Origin of the sequence: Nonomuraea diastatica (genome assembly GCF_004349015.1) — a bacterium.
Classification (GTDB): domain Bacteria; phylum Actinomycetota; class Actinomycetes; order Streptosporangiales; family Streptosporangiaceae; genus Nonomuraea; species Nonomuraea diastatica.
This window is the reverse complement of record NZ_SMKP01000212.1, coordinates 1-17,292: the sequence shown is the minus strand read 5'-3', so window position 1 is coordinate 17,292 and position 17,292 is coordinate 1. Positions and strand designations below refer to the sequence as shown.

The 17,292-nt window shown below is 71.3% G+C and carries 15 protein-coding genes and 1 pseudogene; 6 read left to right on the top strand and 10 right to left on the bottom strand.

The window, feature by feature from the left end:
* A partial coding sequence (locus E1294_RS55090) for a hypothetical protein (RefSeq protein ID WP_220448298.1) occupies nucleotides 1-263 on the top strand: 263 nt, incomplete at its 5' end.
* Here E1294_RS55090 and E1294_RS44660 read toward each other — a convergent pair.
* The 5 genes from E1294_RS44660 to E1294_RS44640 form a co-directional block, all read right to left on the bottom strand.
* A complete protein-coding gene (locus tag E1294_RS44660; protein WP_132517632.1) occupies nucleotides 264-1,814 on the bottom strand; it encodes a CotH kinase family protein in 1,551 nt (516 codons plus the stop codon).
* Nucleotides 1,815-1,816: 2 nt separating this feature from the next.
* The gene (locus E1294_RS44655; protein ID WP_132517630.1) at nucleotides 1,817-2,494 is read right to left on the bottom strand and encodes a DUF4956 domain-containing protein; all 678 of its coding nucleotides are present in this window, start codon (nucleotides 2,492-2,494) and stop codon (nucleotides 1,817-1,819) included.
* A gap of 4 nt (nucleotides 2,495-2,498) precedes the next feature.
* Complete coding sequence (locus E1294_RS44650; protein ID WP_132517628.1) at nucleotides 2,499-3,392, bottom strand: polyphosphate polymerase domain-containing protein; 894 nt, start codon at nucleotides 3,390-3,392, stop codon at nucleotides 2,499-2,501.
* Nucleotides 3,393-3,492: 100 nt separating this feature from the next.
* Entirely contained in the window at nucleotides 3,493-5,010 is a 1,518-nt protein-coding gene (locus E1294_RS57585) for a sensor histidine kinase (protein WP_132517626.1), read from the bottom strand.
* A complete protein-coding gene (locus tag E1294_RS44640; protein ID WP_132517624.1) occupies nucleotides 5,007-5,741 on the bottom strand; it encodes a response regulator transcription factor in 735 nt (244 codons plus the stop codon). The genes E1294_RS57585 and E1294_RS44640 overlap by 4 nt, the downstream gene beginning before the upstream one ends.
* 125 nt (nucleotides 5,742-5,866) lie before the next feature.
* Between E1294_RS44640 and E1294_RS44635 the strand changes: the two genes are divergently transcribed.
* The gene (locus E1294_RS44635) at nucleotides 5,867-6,676 is read left to right on the top strand and encodes a phosphotransferase (RefSeq protein WP_132517622.1); all 810 of its coding nucleotides are present in this window, start codon (nucleotides 5,867-5,869) and stop codon (nucleotides 6,674-6,676) included.
* On the opposite strand, the gene E1294_RS44630 is transcribed toward E1294_RS44635, so the two are convergent.
* The 3 genes from E1294_RS44630 to E1294_RS44620 are packed head-to-tail and all read right to left on the bottom strand — an operon-like array spanning nucleotide 6,645 to nucleotide 9,744.
* Nucleotides 6,645-7,538 carry a carbohydrate ABC transporter permease gene (locus E1294_RS44630; protein WP_132517620.1) on the bottom strand — a complete coding sequence of 298 codons (894 nt, stop codon included), beginning with the start codon at nucleotides 7,536-7,538 and terminating at the stop codon, nucleotides 6,645-6,647. The two genes, E1294_RS44635 and E1294_RS44630, sit on opposite strands and share 32 nt — an antisense overlap.
* A 2-nt stretch (nucleotides 7,539-7,540) precedes the next feature.
* Nucleotides 7,541-8,452 carry a carbohydrate ABC transporter permease gene (locus tag E1294_RS44625; RefSeq protein ID WP_425465266.1) on the bottom strand — a complete coding sequence of 304 codons (912 nt, stop codon included), beginning with the start codon at nucleotides 8,450-8,452 and terminating at the stop codon, nucleotides 7,541-7,543.
* Nucleotides 8,449-9,744 carry an extracellular solute-binding protein gene (locus tag E1294_RS44620; RefSeq protein ID WP_132517618.1) on the bottom strand — a complete coding sequence of 432 codons (1,296 nt, stop codon included), beginning with the start codon at nucleotides 9,742-9,744 and terminating at the stop codon, nucleotides 8,449-8,451. Before E1294_RS44620 ends, E1294_RS44625 begins: the two co-directional genes overlap by 4 nt.
* A gap of 408 nt (nucleotides 9,745-10,152) precedes the next feature.
* On the opposite strand from E1294_RS44620, the gene E1294_RS44615 reads away from it, so the two are divergent.
* Both E1294_RS44615 and E1294_RS44610 read left to right on the top strand, forming a co-directional pair.
* Nucleotides 10,153-12,585, top strand: a complete 2,433-nt coding sequence (locus E1294_RS44615; RefSeq protein ID WP_132517616.1) for a beta-xylosidase/alpha-l-arabinosidase — start codon at nucleotides 10,153-10,155, stop codon at nucleotides 12,583-12,585.
* Entirely contained in the window at nucleotides 12,569-13,588 is a 1,020-nt protein-coding gene (locus tag E1294_RS44610; RefSeq protein ID WP_132517614.1) for a LacI family DNA-binding transcriptional regulator, read from the top strand. Before E1294_RS44615 ends, E1294_RS44610 begins: the two co-directional genes overlap by 17 nt.
* Here E1294_RS44610 and E1294_RS44605 read toward each other — a convergent pair.
* Both E1294_RS44605 and E1294_RS44600 read right to left on the bottom strand, forming a co-directional pair.
* Nucleotides 13,584-13,787, bottom strand: a pseudogene (locus E1294_RS44605) (transposase); the annotation flags it as partial. The gene E1294_RS44610 and the pseudogene E1294_RS44605 overlap by 5 nt on opposite strands.
* A gap of 186 nt (nucleotides 13,788-13,973) precedes the next feature.
* On the bottom strand, nucleotides 13,974-14,918 hold the full coding sequence (locus E1294_RS44600; RefSeq protein ID WP_132517612.1) for an AraC family transcriptional regulator: 945 nt from the start codon (nucleotides 14,916-14,918) through the stop codon (nucleotides 13,974-13,976).
* A gap of 81 nt (nucleotides 14,919-14,999) precedes the next feature.
* Between E1294_RS44600 and E1294_RS44595 the strand changes: the two genes are divergently transcribed.
* Together E1294_RS44595 and E1294_RS44590 are read left to right on the top strand one after the other, a co-directional pair.
* Entirely contained in the window at nucleotides 15,000-15,878 is an 879-nt protein-coding gene (locus tag E1294_RS44595) for an NmrA family NAD(P)-binding protein (protein ID WP_132517610.1), read from the top strand.
* 337 nt (nucleotides 15,879-16,215) lie between these two features.
* Entirely contained in the window at nucleotides 16,216-17,289 is a 1,074-nt protein-coding gene (locus tag E1294_RS44590; protein ID WP_220448297.1) for an FAD-dependent oxidoreductase, read from the top strand.
* The last annotated feature ends 3 nt before the right edge of the window (nucleotides 17,290-17,292 follow it).

Sequence of the window (17,292 nt, the reverse complement as noted above, 5' to 3'; positions counted from 1 at the left end):
GGGTGCGTGTGGGGCAGTGCCCGCGCGGGCGGGCACGCGTGGCTCCCCGGCCCGTGCCCCGGGCGAGACCGGTCCGCGTCCCCTCGCTTACCCCGGCCCCTTCGCCCAGTCCCACGCGCTCCGCGTCGGGGTGGGCCGGCGCGCGGCGTCCCCTTCCGCCGCCGGGCCGCCGCGACAACCCTCTGGGCGGCGTTCTGCTCACCGTGGTGCTGGTGACCGCCATCACCTCGACGACGGCCGTGGCGTTCCGCTCCCGCCGGTGATCAGCCGTCCTGCGTGAGCGCCTTGGCGCGGATCTCCAGCGTGGCGCGCAGGTCGGCCGCTTCCCCGGCCGCCTTGGCCGTGTCGGCGTCCGCATTGAGGCCGTACGCCTTGAGCGCCTGGTCCAGCAGGGCCGTGGCGGTGCCGCCGGCCAGCAGGTCGCGGGAGAGGGCGGCGTGCTCCCGCTCGTAGAGCTTCTTGAAACCGGCGTCCTCGAGGAACCTCTCCTTCAGCGCGTGGCCCCCGCCGCGCGCCCCGCCGGGACGCCGGACGTCCGGCTGCTGGTCCGCGGGCGGGCGGACGCGCTGACCCGCCTGCTCGCCGGGCTCGGGCCGGGTGGCGCGGTCGCCTCCGCCGCCGGGGCTCCTCATGCCGATGGCGTCGTCGGGGCCGGCTGTGGCGTCCCCTCTCAGCGCGAGGTTCATGTCCCAGCTGATCACCCTGAACCGCTTCGTGCCCAGGTCGTACCAGAGGTAGTAGTTGTGGCCGGGGCCCGCCATGTCGTCGAAGTTCAGCACGATGTTCTGCAGGGCCGCGTAGCGGGCGAACGACACGACGTCCAGCCGCTCGGCCAGTCCCGACGCGAACTCCTCGTCCGAGGCCTGCTCCACCCACCTGACCAGGTCGATGACCGGTTGCAGGTCGCGCTCGCCCACCAGGTTGACCTGCTTGAAGTCGTCGACGTACGCGGTCTGGTCCTCGCCCTGGTAGGCGAAGTCCCCGGAGGCGAGCGACTTGTAGAGCACGCCGTGGCCGAGCCGCTCGGCGTACCCCTCGTCCAGATACTCGACCAGGAGGCGGGGAGCCGACCGCCGGCCGTTGACGGAGAAGGACGTGTAGGCCGACCGCTGGGAGGGCTCGTCCGCCGCGCCGACCAGGGCGATGGCCACGGCCTCGTTGAGCACGGCCGCCGAACCCATGGCGGGACGCACGGCCAGCTGGGAGTGCCCCTGGTAGCGGCGGTCCTCGACGAACTCGTCGAAGCTGATCAGCCACGGCAGGTTCTCCGGCTCCTCGGCCTTCAACGCCGCGCCGGACCCTCCACGCCGGCGGGCGTCCTCCTGCCGTCCGTCTCCCGGCGGCTGGACGCCCTCGGGGGGCTCGCCGCCGGGCGGGCGGAAACCCTCTGGCGGGTTCCCGCGGCCGGACGTGGTGCGCGGCCGGGTCTGCCCCTTCCACGTCAGCCCCTGCAGGGTCGAGTTGCCCTTGAGCCGGATGCCCACGCTCGGGATCGTGGTCCCGTCGATGGTCAGGTCGGCCTCGACGTACTTCTTGTCGCCGTCCTTGAAGTACTCCGCCAGCATGGCCTGGTAGCCCTCCTCCCGGAACGTGAGCGTCACCTCGTGCGGCGTGGCGGCGTCGAACAACTCCTTGGACCCGGCGAGATCCCGGACGACGACGCCGGCCGAGGCGGTTCGCACGCTGGTGACGTACGGGCGGACGGTGCCGCTGCCGAAGACGCCATAGCAGGCGGCAAGGAACGCCACGCACGTCGCCACGAGCCTCCAGTGGTGCCGGAGCCTGACGGGGATGCGGTGTCTGAGCCGGGCCATGGCTACAGGTCGCTCTGGTCGTAGCCGGTCAGCACCGTGACCGACTGGCCGTGGTTGCGCTCCCGCAGCCCGGAGACGAGGTCGGCGGGCTCGCTGCCCTTCTTGATCCGGACGGTGTACATCAGCTCGGTCAGCGCGCCGGCCCTGATCGACTCCATGCTGACCAGCTCGAACTCGTCAGTGTGCCGGACCAGGACGTCCTGGACGGCGTGCGTGTAGTCCTCGTCCGACGGCACCTGCACCTTGACGACCTGGCGGCGGACGTTCAGCTGGAACCAGTTGAACCTGCTCATGATCATGATGATCAGCGAGATCGCCACGGCGGCCACCACGGCCAGCAGGTAGAAGCGGGTGCCGACGGCCATGCCGACCCCCATCACCAGGAAGATGAACCCGACGTCCCTGGTCTCCTTGATCGCGTTGCGGAACCGCACCACCGACAGGGCGCCCACCAGGGCGAAGGCGCGGGCGATGTTCGAGCCGACGACCAGCATGATCAGCGAGATCAGCATGCCGAGGACGACCAGCGTCTGAACGTAGGACTGGCTGTAGGAGACGTTGCGGTGCGTCGCCCGGTACACCCAGCCGATCATGGCGCTGAGCACGAACGACAGCGACATCGCGATCGCGATGTCGGCCACGCTGAACGTGCCGGACAGGTCCTGGAAGGAGAAGTCCATGGGGTCATGCCTCCGCGGGGGCGGTCAGGGCCGACGGGAGTCCGGGGTCCAGGTCGTGGCCGGGGATGTGGAAGATCGAGCGTGGCGCGAGCCCGTGCGCCTCCACGCTCTGGCAGTACTTGGAGAGCCGCACCACCTGCAGGTTCCGTTCGGCGGTCAGGTCGGTGAGCCAGGAGGGGACGCGCTCGTTGGCCTTGACCTCCATGATCGTTTTCCCGGGCGGGACGATGAACCGGTTCGCGGCGTCCGCGCCCAGGTGGAAGTCCCGGTCGCGCCCGCGTACGCGCTGGTCGAAGGTGACCCGCAGGCCCACGTCCGCGCCCCGCCCGACGTAGGCGTGCCGCTGGTAGCCGGTCATCGCGGTGGCGCGCAGGTCGAGCCGGCAGACCAGGTCGAGCACCTCCTCCAGGAAGCCCCGCTCGGACGGCTCGTGCCCCACCTGCTGCCGCCCGTCGCACAGGCGCAGGGCGTCCCGGTACGGCAGGCGTACCCGGCGCTTCTGCGTGACCCGGTTGACCCGCTGCTTGATCTCGACGTGGACCGGGGTCTCGCCGGTCACCGCGAAGCGGTCGCCGTAGTGGCGGATGCGCAGCTTCCTGCGGAACCTGAGGCCCTCGATCTTCTCCCAGTAGAAGCGCAGCCGGCGGGTGTCGTAGTAGACGCTCCAGACGCCGTAGCCGCCGTCGCCGCTGTGGCTGTCGCGGTCGAGCACGTTCTCCATCTCGGCGCGCAGCTCGCGGGCGGCGGCGGCGTCGACGAGATATTTGATCTCGTACCTGTTGAACGCGTGCAGCCGGCGGGGGGCGCGCAGCGCGTGCCCCGCCTCGCCGGGGGCGCCGGGCGCCGATACCTCGGGCCGGCGTGCGGAGACGGGGCGCCTGCGGAATCTTCGCAGCATGTCTCTCCCTTCGTGTCAGCCCAAAGGGGACAGCAACAACCTGGGAATAGTGTGTGAACCCTGTCGCACCGGGGGATGAACGCGCGTGCCGTGGCCCCCGTCAGGCGTTCCCGTGGCCCTCGACCGGCCCCTCTACCGGCATGACGACGCGGAAGGTGGTGCCGTCGCCGCTGCGCGCCTCGATGCGGCCGCCGTGCGCCTCGACCAGCGCCGCCGCGATGGCCAGCCCCAGGCCGGTGCCGCCGCTGTCGCGGGAACGGGCGGCGTCGGCCCGGTAGAAGCGGTCGAAGACGTGCGGCAGATGCTCCGCCGCGATGCCCGGCCCCGCGTCGTGCACCTCGATGACCGCCGCCCGCCCGGTCACCTGAGCCCCCGCCCACGCGGCCGCGCCCGTGTCCGTTGTCCCGGACCCCGCCGCCGCGTCCTCTCCCGGTGTCCGGGCCGTGGCCTGCGTCTCCGTGCCGGCCTCGCCGACGGTCACCCGGACCGCCGTGCCCTCGGAGGTGTGGGCCACGGCGTTGCCGACCAGGTTGGCGACCACCTGGTGCAGACGGTGCTCGTCGCCCGTCACCCGTACCGGCCGCTCATCCAGGACCAGCTCGATCGACCGTCCAGGCGCGCGGGCCCGCGCACCGTGCACCACGTCGCCCACGACGACGTGCAGGTCCACCTCCGTCAGGTCGAGCGCCCGCTCCTGGTCCAGCCGCGCCAGCAGCAGCAGGTCCTCCACCAGCACGCCCATCCGCTCGGCCTCCCCCTCGATGCGGCTCAGGATGCGCGCCACGGCGGGATCCGGCTCGCGGTCACCGTGCCGGTACAGCTCGGCGAACCCCCGGATGGACGTCAGCGGCGTGCGCAGCTCGTGCGAGGCGTCGGCGAGGAAGCGGCGCAGCCGCTGCTCCGAGCGTTCGCGCTGGCGCAGGGCCTCGCCGAGGCGGCCGAGCATGATGTTGAGCGCGTGCCCCAGCCGCCCGGTCTCCGTGCGCGGGTCGCTGTCGGAGACCCGCCGGTCGAGCTCGCCGCCCGCGATCGCGGTGGCGGTGCGTTCCATCCGGGTCAGCGGGCGCAGGCCGAGCCGTACGACCGCCAGCGCCACCGCGCCCAGGAGCACCAGCACCAGCGCGCCTGCCGCCACCTCGATGATCAGCAGCTGCCGCACCGTGCTCCTGGCCGCCTCCAACGACATCGACACCACCGCGCGGTTGCCGTCGGGGAGGGCCACCACGAGCGCGCGCCAGTCGGCGTCCCCCGACCTGCCGGCCACGGTGAAGGGGCGCGGCGGGAGGGCGGCGACGGTGCCCGCGGGGACGTCCGGCCCGTCGGCGGGGCGAGGGCCCGCGCGGAGGGGCGCTCCCGACGGTTCGTGGAAGTCCACCCGGAACTGGCTGGGCAACTCCACCTCGCCCCTGCGCGGCGGCCGCACGCCAGGGGGCGGCGGCCGTCCCCTGCCGAACGTGGCCGCGAAGGCGGTGAGCTGCGTGTCCACCCGAGACAGCAGCGAGCGGTCGAGCAGGATCACCCCCGCCGTCGCGAACACCGCCAGAGCCGCCGCCGACAACCCGAGCAGGGCGGCCAGCAGCCGGTGACGCAGCGGCCAGGCCGGTGCGATCGGCCTCATCGGCTCCGTTCCAGCAGGCTCTGGTCGCGCAGCGAGTAGCCGACGCCGCGCAACGTGTGGATCAGCGGCGGGCCCGCCACGTCGATCTTGCGGCGCAGGTAGCTGATGTAGGACTCCACGATCCGGCTGTCGGCGCCGAAACCCTGGTCCCACACCCGGTCGAGGATCTGCGGCTTGCTGACGACCCGCTCCGCGTTGATCATCAGGTAGCGCAGCAGCGCGAACTCCGTCGGCGACAGGTGCACGGGGCGTCCGGCCCGCCGTACGACGTGGGTCTCCTCATCCAGCTCCAGGTCGGCGTAGCGGAGCAGCCCGTCCTCGTGCGCCTGCTCACGAGGGCTCGTACGGCGCAGGATGGCGCGGATGCGCAGCACGACCTCCTCCAGGCTGAACGGCTTGGTGACGTAGTCGTCGCCGCCCGCCGTCAGCCCTGCGATCCGGTCGGCCACCGTGTCGCGCGCCGTCAGGAACAACACCGGCGGCCCGCCGCCGTCCGGCCGCAGCCGCTGCGCCACCGCGAACCCGTTGAGATCGGGCAGCATCACGTCCAGCACGATCAGGTCGGGACGCTCCTCGCCGACGCGCGCCAGCGCCTGCGTGCCCGAGGCGGCCGTACGCACCTCGAAACCGTTCAGTTCCAGGGCGTCGAGGAGCAGCTCGCGGATGTTGGGTTCGTCGTCGACCACGAGGACCACGGGGTTGCCGGCGGTGCGGGGGCTCGGTGCGTCCATGCGGGCTGTTGTATCCGGTCTGCCTGGGTTTTGTGTGAGAGCAGCCTATGGCGGATATTCGCGTGCTCCGTCCCCCCGCCCCGTGCCACACTGGCCGCCGGACCGGCGGTGATCAGGGGGGTGCGATGGCCGACGAAGAGATGCTGGCCGGAGGCGGCGTCAACCACGTGGTCAGGGTCGGCGCCACCGTGCGCAGGCCGACCGGCCCCTGGACGCCGGCCGTGCACGCCCTGCTCGACCACCTGGCGGCCCGCGGGTTCACCGGGGCACCCAGGAGCCACGGCATCGACGACCAGGGCCGCGAGATCCTCGACTTCGTGCCGGGCCGGATCGCCGACTACCCGCTGCCCGGCTGGGCGCGCTCCGACGACGCCTTGGTGGCGGCCGGTGAGCTGCTGCGCCGCTACCACGACGCCACCGCCGGCTTCCCGGATCCCGCCGGCGCCGTCTGGTATTTCCCGCCGGTGAGCCCGGCCGAGGTGATCTGCCACGGTGACGTCGCCACGTACAACTGCGTGTTCCGCGAGGGGCTGCCGGTCGCGTTCATCGACTTCGACACCGCCCACCCGGGGCCGCGCGTCTGGGACGTGTCCTACGCGGCCTACCGGTTCGTGCCGCTCGGCGACCCCCGGCACGCCGACGCCCGCCCGGTCGAGGAGCAGGCGCGGCGGCTGCGCCTGTTCGCCGACGCGTACGCGCTCGGCGCCGACGACCGCGGCGCGCTCGTCGAGACCGCGCGGGCCCGCCTGGAGCACCTGATCCGTCATATGCACGAGCGGGCGGCCGCGGGCGACGGGGCCTTCGCCGGCCACGTCGCCCGCGGCGACGACGTCTACTACCGGCGCGACATCGCCCACCTCACGCGGCACGAGGCCGCACTCCGGCGGGCGGTGGCCGGTGACCTCACTTGCCGAAGCCCACGGTCAGACCGCTGAGCAGCTGGCGGCGGCCCACGATGTAGAGGATCAGGATGGGCAGCGTGGTGAGCACCACTGACGCGAGCACCGCGGGCACGTTGATGCTGTACTGGCCCTGGAACGACCAGAGCGCCAGCGGTAGCGTGCGCCTGTCGGGGCTCTGCGTGAGCACCAGCGGCAGCAGGAAGCCGTTCCAGATCGTCAGCGCGTTGTAGATCGTCACCGTCACCACGGCCGGCCGCGTCAGCGGGAACGCCAGTCGCCAGAGCATCGCCGTCTCGCTCGCGCCGTCCAGGCGCATCGAGTCGAACAGCTCCTTGGGCACGTCGCGGATGAAGTTGGACAACACCAGCACTGAAAGGGGGATCGCGAACGCGATCGACGGCAGGATCAGCGCCAGCAGCGTGTCGTAGAGGTGCAGCCGGATGATGATCAGATAGACGGGGATGATCGTGGCCTGCAGCGGGATGGCCAGCCCCATGAGGAAGAGCGAGTTCGTGAACCTCAGGAAACGGCTCCTGCCGCCCCGGATGATCGCGTACGACGCCATGAAGGAGATGAGCACCGCGGGGATCACCGCGCCCAGCGTGACGACCACGCTGTTGACGAAGTACAGAGGGAAGTCCGACTCGATGACCATCACGTAGTTGGCCAGCGTCGGCTCGCCGGGCGGCACCAGCGGGTTCTCGGCGTAGTAGTTGCTCTGCGACTTGAAGCTGGTGATGACGATCCAGTAGATCGGCACGACCACGACCGCCAGCCAGATCCAGGAAGCCAGGCCCGCCAGCCAGTTGGGCCGGCCCCTGGGCTTGTTGCGGCGCCGGTGCCGCGGCTCGGGCCCGCCGATGACCTTGGGCTTCGTGGTGAGCGTGGACGCCATGATCAGGCCCCTTCGAGCTGGCTGTGGCTTGCGTCGCGGCCGCCTAGCCGGCGCAGCACCAGCGCCAGCACGAGCCCCACGAGCACGAGGATGACCGCGATCACACTGGCCAGGCCCATCTGGCTGGCCTGCCATCCGCGCACGTACATGTCCAGGGCGAGCACCCTCGTGGCGTCTCCGGGCCCGCCCGCGGTCAGCACGAAGATCAGGTCGAAGAAGGTCAGCGACCCGACGACCATGAGCGTCGAGGACGTGATGATCGTGTACTTCAGCTGCGGCAGGGTGATGGAGAAGAACTTGCGTACCCGGCCGGCGCCGTCGAGCTCGGCGGCCTCGTACATGGAGCGGGGGATCTGGCGTACGCCGCCCTGGTAGATCAGCGAATGGAACGGGATGAACTGCCAGGACACCACGAAGATCACCACGCCGAACGCGAGGAACGGATCCCCGAGCCAGTCCTGCACGAGCAGCGGGATCTGCAGCCCCGCGCCGAGCCCGAAGTTCGGGTCGAGCAGCGCCTTGTAGGCGATCGCGATGGCCGCGGAGCTGAGCAGCAGCGGGATGAAGTACACCACCGACAGGACCGCGCGGTAGCGGTGGTGGTTGGCGAGGAACGTGCCCAGCAGGATGCTGGCCGGCGTCTGCACCGCCCAGGACAGGGCCATCACGAGGAACGTCACCCACAGCGCGTGCGGCAGCCCCGGATCCGCGAGCACGGTCGCCCAGCTGTCGCCGCCCGCGAAGTGGATGTCGCCGAGTCCGTCCCACGAGGTGAAGCTGAGCACGAGGACGCCGAGCAGCGGAATCAGCCCGAAACCGGTGAAGAACAGCAGCGCCGGCACGGTCATCCACGCGAGCGAGCCGCCACGGCCCTTTCGCTTGGGGGCCGTGGCGGAGGTCGCGAGCGCGCTCACTTGCCGATGACCGCGTTCATGTTGGTGGCGAACTCCTTCGGGGAGATCGACAGCTGGAACAACTTGGCGATGTTGTCCAGCAGCACCTCGGCGGCCGTCGGGCTGAGCGCCTGGTCCCACGACTGGGCGAACGTCTTGGCGTTGACGGCGATGTTGTAGACGAAGTTGAGGAACTCGGCGTCGTCGGAGGAGGCGAACTCCTTGTCGGCGCCCTTGACGATCGGCACCGCGCCGGTCGCCACCCACTCCTTCACCGCCTGGTCGCCCATCAGCTCGGTGGCGAAGAACTTCTTGGCGATCTCTTTCTGCTCGGGCGTCGCCTTGGAGGAGATCGACATGTACTGGCCGGGGTTGCCGACGGTGTTGGTCGGATCGCCCTTGCCGCCGTCGATCGGCGGGAAGTTGATGTAGCCGAGGTTGCCGCCGGAGACGAAGTCGCCGCCGTCCTGCTTCATGCTGCCGTACGTCCAGCCGCCGTGCAGCATCATCGCGGCCTTGCCGGTGTAGAGCAGCGCCTGGTCGGCGTTGGAGTCGGCGGTGATCGAGGAGAAGCCCTTGATGAACCCGTCGGCCTTGATCAGCTCCTGCATCCTGCCCAGGGCGTCGATGGCGACGGGGTTGTTCCAGGCGTCCTTCTCCGCGTCGAACACGGCCTGGAACACCTCGGGGCCGCCCAAGCGGTCGAAGAGGAACTCCAGCCACATCATGTTGGTCCAGCGCGACTGGCCGCCGAGGGCGAACGGTGCGATGCCCTTGGCGTTGAACTTGGGCACCAGGTCCATGATGTCGCCCCATGACTGGGGCGGCTGCGCGCCGATCTTGTCGAAGGCCCGCTTGTCGTAGTAGAGGACGATCGGCTGCATCGTCTCGCAGGGCATCGCGTAGATCTTGTCGTCGATCGTGGCGGCGCCGAAGGAGGAGGGGAACAGCCGGTCCTTGAGCGTGGCGTTCTGGTCGAACCACGAGGTGAGGTCCTCGACCTGGCCCGCCTGGACGTAGCTGCGCAGCGTGCCGCCGCCCCAGCCCCAGATGAGCGTGGGGGCCTGACCGGCGCCGATGGCCGTCTTGATCTTGGTCTTGAACGCGTCGTTCTGGAAGGTCGTCCCCGCGATCTGGCCGTTGGGGTTGGCCTTGTTGAACCGTTCAACGGTCCTGGTGCGCACGCCCTCCTGCGGCTGCGTCGACAGGTACCAATAAGTAGCGCCGCCGCCACCGTCACCACTGGTGGTGCCGGGCCTGGTCGGGCCCGAGCTGCCACAGGCGGCAAGCGCGGCTCCCAGGGGCAGGCCCATGGAGAGGCTGAGAAAAGTGCGGCGAGACGTTGTCCTTGGCTCCACGGGGATCTCCGTACTCGAACGTCGCGGTCTCTGGCCGCGGCTCGTTGGTCATCGGATGCGGTGGCCGGCGGTCGTGGATCGGCGTCCTCGGGACGCCACTGGTCCACTCCTCCTTGAGTCAGCTCTCCGAAACATTTTCGACATGACCGCGGGTTTCGCCAATCTAGGTTTCGGCCAAAGGTGTGTCAAGACCCGCCGCGGAGCGAACAGATTACGGTCCGGCCAAGGCCCGTGTACAGTACTTTGGCGCGGGCTACCGCTGGTCCACCGGGCCTTCGGAAAATCCGTGCCGAGATCGTCGGCGATCCTCGAAATGTTTCGAAAGGTCTCCGACACAAACGCACTTCTTGAGGAGAGCACCTGATGACGGCTCTAGAGCGGACACCTGAGGCGGACCGGGCCCTCCGTCCGTGGCAGGACCCGGCGCTTCCCGTCGCCGACCGAGTCGACGCCCTCCTCGCAGAGCTGACCCTGGAGGAGAAGATCGGCCAGCTCGGCAGCCGGTGGATCGGCAACGACATGCCGGAGCCCGACGAGCCGCAGCCCGGCGCCGAGTCCCTGAACGTCGCGCCCATGCAGGACGTCTTCGCCGCCTCCGGCGCCGTCCCGCTGGAGGAGGCCGCGCGCCACGGGCTCGGCCACCTCACCCGCGTGTACGGCAGCGCCCCCGTGACCACGGCGGAGGGCGCCGCCGAGGTGGTCCGGCTGCAGCGGGTGGTGGTCGCGAGATCCCGGCTCGGCATCCCCGCGATCGTCCACGAGGAGTGCCTGACCGGCTTCACCGGGTACGGCGCGACCGTCTACCCCGCGGCCATCGCCTGGGGAGCCACCTTCGACCCCGGCCTGGTCGAGCGGATGGCCGCGGCCATCGGGCGCGACATGGCCGCCCTGGGCGTGCACCAGGGCCTGTCCCCGGTGCTCGACGTCGTGCGCGACTACCGGTGGGGGCGGGTCGAGGAGACGATGGGGGAGGACCCGTACCTCGTGGCGATGCTCGGCACCGCCTACGTCCGCGGGCTCGAGAGCGCCGGCGTCATCGCCACGCTCAAACACTTCGCCGGCTACTCCGCCTCGCGGGCGGCCCGCAACCACGGGCCCGTGCCGATGGGCCGCCGCGAGCTGATGGACATGATCCTGCCGCCGTTCGAGACGGCCATCGCGCTCGGCGGCGCCCGCTCGGTGATGAACTCCTACGCCGACGTCGACGGCGTCCCCGCCGGGGCCGACCCCTGGCTGCTGACCGAGCTGTTGCGCGACGAGTGGGGGTTCACCGGCACCGTCGTCTCCGACTACTGGGCGGTCCCGTTCCTGGCGACGATGCACGAGGTCGCCGCCGACACCGACGAGGCCGGCGTGCAGGCGCTCACCGCGGGCGTCGACGTCGAGCTGCCCGACACGCTCGGCTTCGGCGAGCACCTGGCCGAGCGGGTCAGGAGCGGCGGCCTTCCCGAGTCGCTGATCGACCGGGCCGCCCGCCGCCTGCTCACCCAGAAGGCCGAGCTCGGGCTGCTCGACCACGACTGGACACCGGAGCGCTCGGTCGCCGCGGCCGAAGGCGTCGATCTCGACTCGCCCGGCAACCGCGCCCTGGCCAGGGAGCTGGCCGAGCGTTCGGTCGTCCTGCTGGACGGCGGAGACGTCCTGCCGCTGCTCGGCGAGGGCCGCCAGGGCCCGCGCAGCGTCGCCGTGGTCGGCCCCGCCGCGCACGACCCGCGCACGTTCATGGGCTGCTACGCCTTCCCCAACCACGTCCTGCCCCGCCATCCCGGCCTCGGGCTGGGCATCGAGGCGCCCACCGTGCTCGACGCGCTGCGCGAGGAGCTGCCCGGCGCCGAGATCTGCCACGAACGCGGGTGCGACGTGCGCGGTGACGACCGCTCCGGCTTCGCCGCCGCGGTGGCTGCCGCGCGCGGCTCCGACCTGTGCGTCGCCGTCGTGGGTGACCTGGCCGGGCTGTTCGGCCAGGGCACCTCGGGCGAGGGCTGCGACGCCGACGACCTGCGGCTTCCCGGCGTGCAGGCCGACCTGCTCGCCGAGCTGGCCGCCACGGGCACGCCGGTCGTCGTGGTCGTGGTCTCGGGGCGCCCGTACGCGCTGGGGGAGGTGCACGCCGCGGCCGCCGCGCTCGTCCAGGCGTTCATGCCCGGCGAGGAGGGAGGGCCGGCGATCGCCGGCGTGTTGTCCGGACGCATCCAGCCCGGCGGCCGGCTGCCCGTGCAGATCCCGCGCGGGCACGGCGGGCAGCCGGGCACCTACCTGCAGCCGCCTCTGGGGGCCAACAGCAAGGGCATCAGCAACCTCGACCCGACCCCGCTGTTCCCCTTCGGCCACGGCGCCTCCTACACCACCTTCGAGGTCGGCGACCTGCTGATCAGCGACGCCGAGGTGCCCACCGACGGAGAGTTCACGGTGTCGGTGAACGTCCGCAACACCGGCGGCCGGGCAGGCGAGGAGGTCGTCCAGCTCTACCTGCACGACGTCGTCGGCCAGGTGACCAGGCCGGTGCGGCAGCTGGCCGGGTTCGCCCGCGTGCGGCTGGAGCCCGGCGAGAGCACCGGCGTGCGCTTCCACGTGCACGCCGACCGCACCGCCTTCACCGGCCGCGACCTGCGCAGGATCGTCGAGCCAGGCGAGGTCGAGGTGCTCGTCGGCACCTCGGCCGCCGACCTGCCGTGCCGCGGCAGCGTACGCCTGACCGGCCCCCTGCGCTACCCGGGCCCCGGACGGCGGCTCGTGACACCCGTTGACGTCGGCCCCGGCGCCGGGCAAGGGGGTGCAGATGCCGGCCAGTCCTAGGCGGGCCACACTCGCGACCGTCGCCGCCTCGGCGGGCGTGTCGGTCGCGACCGTGTCGAAGGTGCTCAACGGCCGCAGCGACGTCGCGCCCGCCACCCGCTCGCTGGTGGAGGCGCTGCTGCGGCAGCACGACTACGTCGCCCCCAGCCCGCGCAGAGGCGAGGTCGCCGGGCGGGGCAGCGTCGAGCTGCAGTTCGACGCCGACCTCAACGCCTACTCGACCGAGATCATCCAGGGGGCGGTGGCCGCCGCGGCGGAGGCCGGCGTCGGGGTCGTGGTCAGCATCAGGCGTGCCGACCGCACCGCCGCCTGGGCCCGCGGCCTGGCCGCCGCCGGCCGCCGGGCGCTGATCGCGGTCACCAGCGAGCTGACCACCGGGCAGCTCGCCGCGCTGGCCAGGGCCCGGCTGCCGCTCGTCCTCATCGACCCGCTCAACCTGCCGCGCGCCCGCGTGACCAGCATCGGGTCGACGAACTTCGCCGGCGGCCTGGCGGCCACCCACCACTTGCTCTCGCTCGGCCACCGGCGCATCGCCTACGTCGGGGGCCCGGCGGCCGCGGCCTGCAACCAGGCCCGGCTGCACGGCTACCGCGCCGCCATGGAGGCCGAAGGCACACCCGTGCTGCCGGGCTACGTGCAGACCGGGCACTTCCGCTACCACGACGGCGTGACGGGCGGCGCGGCCGTGCTCGACCTGCCGCGCGCCCCGACGGCGATCTTCGCGGCCAGCGACGAGACCGCGCTCGGCATCATGGAGGCCGCCCGGGCGCGCGGGCTGCGCATCCCTGAAGACCTCAGCATCGTCGGGTTCGACGACACCCAGATCGCCCAGATGGCCTCACCGCCGCTCACCACCGTCCGGCAGCCGCTGCGCGAGATGGGCGGCGTGGCCCTCCGCACGGCGCTACGCCTGGCGGCGGAGGAGAAGATCGACTCCCACCACGTCGAGCTCGCGACCAGCCTCGTGGTCCGGGGCTCCACGGCCCGCGTCGCGCCCGCCTGAAGGCCATGGCCAGGCTGGCGGCGCGGGGCCGTGACCTTTGGTGACCTGGGTGCGGTGCCGGACGGTGGCGAAGGCCGACTCGATCGGATCGGTCGTGCGCAGATGCCGCCAGTGCTCGGCCGGATAGTCGTAGAAGGCCAGCAGTTCCTCGGCGTCATCGACGATCTTGGCAACCGCCTTCGGGGAACTTGGCCTCGTAGGCGGCCTCGTAGGCGGCGACCGCGGACTTCCCGGTGGGCGAGATCTCTCCCGACATGCTTCCGTCCTGGTCCTGTCGAGCCTCGCCGCGCGACGCAGGCAGCGGCGCGAGAAGAAGAATAACGCTGTATCGCGACATGGGGGTTCCGGCTGGGCCCATCACGGAGCGTTGATGGTCAGCGTCCATTCACGCTTCCCGACTGCGCCGGTACTGTTGGGGGCTGCTCCCGCGTTCTCGTTTGAACGCGGTGCTCAGTGCGGAGGCGCTCGCGTAGCCGACCTGGCTGGCCACGGCGGCGATAGTGGTGTCCGGTTCGTGGAGCAGGTCTGCGGCGGTGTCCAGTCGCCAGCCGGTGAGATAGGCCATCGGGGGCTCGCCAACCAGGTCGGTGAACCGGCGAGCCAGACCTGCGCGGGAGACACCGGCTCTGGCTGCCAGCGCGGCGACGGTCCACGGGTGGGCGGGATCTTTGTGGAGCAGCCGGAGCGTAGGGCCGATCACGGGATCGGCGAGCGCGCGGTACCAGGCCGGGGCCTCGGCCTCGGGGCGCGCGAACCAGGTCCGGAGAGTGGTGACGAGCAGGAGATCCAGTAGTCGGTCCAGGACGACCTGCTGGCCGGCTTCCTCCTTGGTGATTTCTTCGGTGAGCATGCCGATCAGCGGGGAGGAGGGCTGAGCGTCGTGTGGGACGACGAGAAGGGGCTGCAGTGTGCGAAGAAGCCGGTGACTGATCTCGCCGCTCATCTGGTACTTGCCGATCAGCATCACAGCCGCCCTGTCGGGGTCGCCGGTGCCCCAAGTGCGCGGGCCGAGGTCGATGACCTCGCTCAGGTGCTCGCCGGTGGGGGTGGTGCGCCGCGGGCCGGGGTGGATGACGACCTGAACGGGCGTCGAGGGCTCGTCGGCGAAGGTGTACGGGGCCGGTCCGCGCATGATCGCGACGTCCCCGGGAAGCAGGCGCACCGCGTCGCCGTCGTTGGGGATCACCCAGGCCGTGCCGCGTGTGAGGGCCACGATGCTCAGTGGTGCCTGGTCCTGGACACGCACCGACCAGGGCGGGCTCAAGACGGAACGCAGGATGAAGGCGCTGCGGGCTCTTGGACCGACCAGGAGACCGGACAGTGCGTCCATGGGTGCCAGTTTAGACGTACAAGCACGCAATTGAGCGATTTAATTATTCAATGTCTGGTCCTGGTGGCGTGTACTGGCAGCATGACGCAAACACAGCACGGAAGGACGCTGGTTCTCGCGGGGACGGGTAAGACCGGACGTCGCGTGGTGGCCAGGCTGGTGTCGCGGGATCTGCCGGTAAGGATCGGCTCCCGCAGCGGTACACCGCCCTTCGACTGGCATGACCCAACCACCTGGGAGCGCGCCCTGTACGGTGTGCGGTCGGTGTACGTGGCCTACCACCCGGACGCCGGCTTCCCCGGGGCCGCGCAGGCCGTCGGTTCGTTCTCCGACCTCGCGGTGCGTTGCGGCGTGCGGCGGCTGGTGCTGCTGGCAGACCGCGGTGCAAATGAAGCGGAGCGCTGCGAGCAGGCGGTGCGCACCTGCGGCGCGGAATGGACCATCGTGCGCACCGGCTTCATCTCCCAGAACTTCAGCGAAGACGTCTTGACCGACGCGATCAAGGCAGGGGTGGTGGCCCTGCCGGCAGGCGATGTGGCCGAGCCGTTCACCGACGCCGAAGACATCGCCGACGTCGCGGCAGCGGCACTGGTCGAAGATGGCCACACCGGCGAGACCTACGAAGTGACAGGACCACGACTGCTGACATTCACCGACGCGGTCGCCGAGATCGCACGGCAGACGGGGCGCACGATCCGTTACGTGCCGGTCAGTAAGAAGCAGTTCGCCACCACCTTGACCGAACACGGAACACCGGAACGTTTCGCCGGACCGCTGGCAGATCTCATGGCCGAGGTCTTCGACGGCCGCAGGGCCCACCTCGCCGACGGCGTCTACCGCGCCCTCGGACGGGGGCCCAGAGACTTCACCGACTACGTCCACGAGGCCGCCCGCACCGGGGTTTGGACGGTCATGGGGCCGCCGTCGGGGAGTGGACCGGCAGGCCGAGGATCATCGTGAGGCCTCCTCCTGGGTTTCCTCGGGTACGAGGGTGCCGCCCATGGCCTCGGTGAGCCCGCGAAAGCGCGAGGTCCAGGCCGACGCCGGTGCCGTTGTCGCGGTCGCGGGGCTTGAGCGGCAACCGAACGGCCAGTGCCGTTCACGAGCCCGCGGGGAGCGCGCTATCGCCACTGGCCGTTCCGATGCAGGTGGCCTGGTTACTGGTCCGGCTTGGCCTGGCCAGGTCGCGCTACAGGCGGAACAGCTCCGGCACCGTCAGGACGTCGCCGTCCGACGCTACGAACGGCAGGCCGCACCAGGTCAATCCGCATCGGGAAGATCGTGGGCGTGGAAATGGTTGCCCCTGTTCGTGGAGGAGAGCGAGGTCGTGGTGATCGGCGCCGGGCAGGCAGGGCTGTCCAGCGCGTACTTCCTGCGCCGGCTCGGTTTCGAGCCGGTCGTGCTGGACGCGGCGGAAGGGCCAGGAGGAGCGTGGCGGCACCGTTCGCCCACGCTGACCATGGACAAGGTGCACGGCATCTTCGACCTGCCCGGCCTGCGCCGCCCGCCGGACACCGCGGGCCGGCGGCCGGCCGCCGAGGTGGTGCCCGGTTACTACGCGCACTACGAGCGCGAGCAGGGGCTGGAGGTGCTCCGGCCGGTCAGGGTCGCCTCCGTGCGCCGCGGGCCGGGCGGCCGGCTGGTGGTCGGGACCGACGCGGGGGAGTGGGCGGCCAGAGCCGTGGTCAACGCGACCGGCACCTGGACGCGACCTTACTGGCCGTACTATCCGGGAGCCGCCGGATTCCGCGGGCGCGCGCTCCACTACGTGAGCTACCGCGGGCCGGCGGAGTTCGCCGGGCGGCACGTGGCCGTCGTGGGCGGCGGCGCCTCGGCGACGCACGTGTTGTCCGAGACGGCCGGGGTCGCCGCCACGACGGCGTGGTTCACCCGCCGCCCGCCCCAGTTCAGGGACGACTTCGACGAGGACACCAGGCGGGAGGTCGTGGCGATGGTCGACGAGCGCGTGCGCGCCGGACTGCCGCCGCAGAGCGTCGTCGGCGTCACCGGCCTCCCCTACACCTCGGTCGTGCGCGAGGCGCTCGCCAAGGGCGCGCTCGACCGCCTGCCGATGTTCGACCGCATCACCGAGCACGGGGTCGCGTGGAATGGCGGGCGGACCCTCGAGGCAGACACCATCATCTGGGCCACCGGCTTCCGCTCGGCCCTCGACCACCTCGGACCCCTGCGCCTCAGGGAGCCGGGCGGCGGCATCATGGTGGACGGGACCCAGGTGGTCAAGGAGCCCGCGCTCCAGCTCGTCGGCTACGGCCCGTCCGCCAGCACGATCGGCGCCAACCGCGCAGGCCGCACGGCCGCCCGCAACGTCCGCGACCACCTCGCCACCACCCCAGCCCGCCCAGCCGCCTAAGAC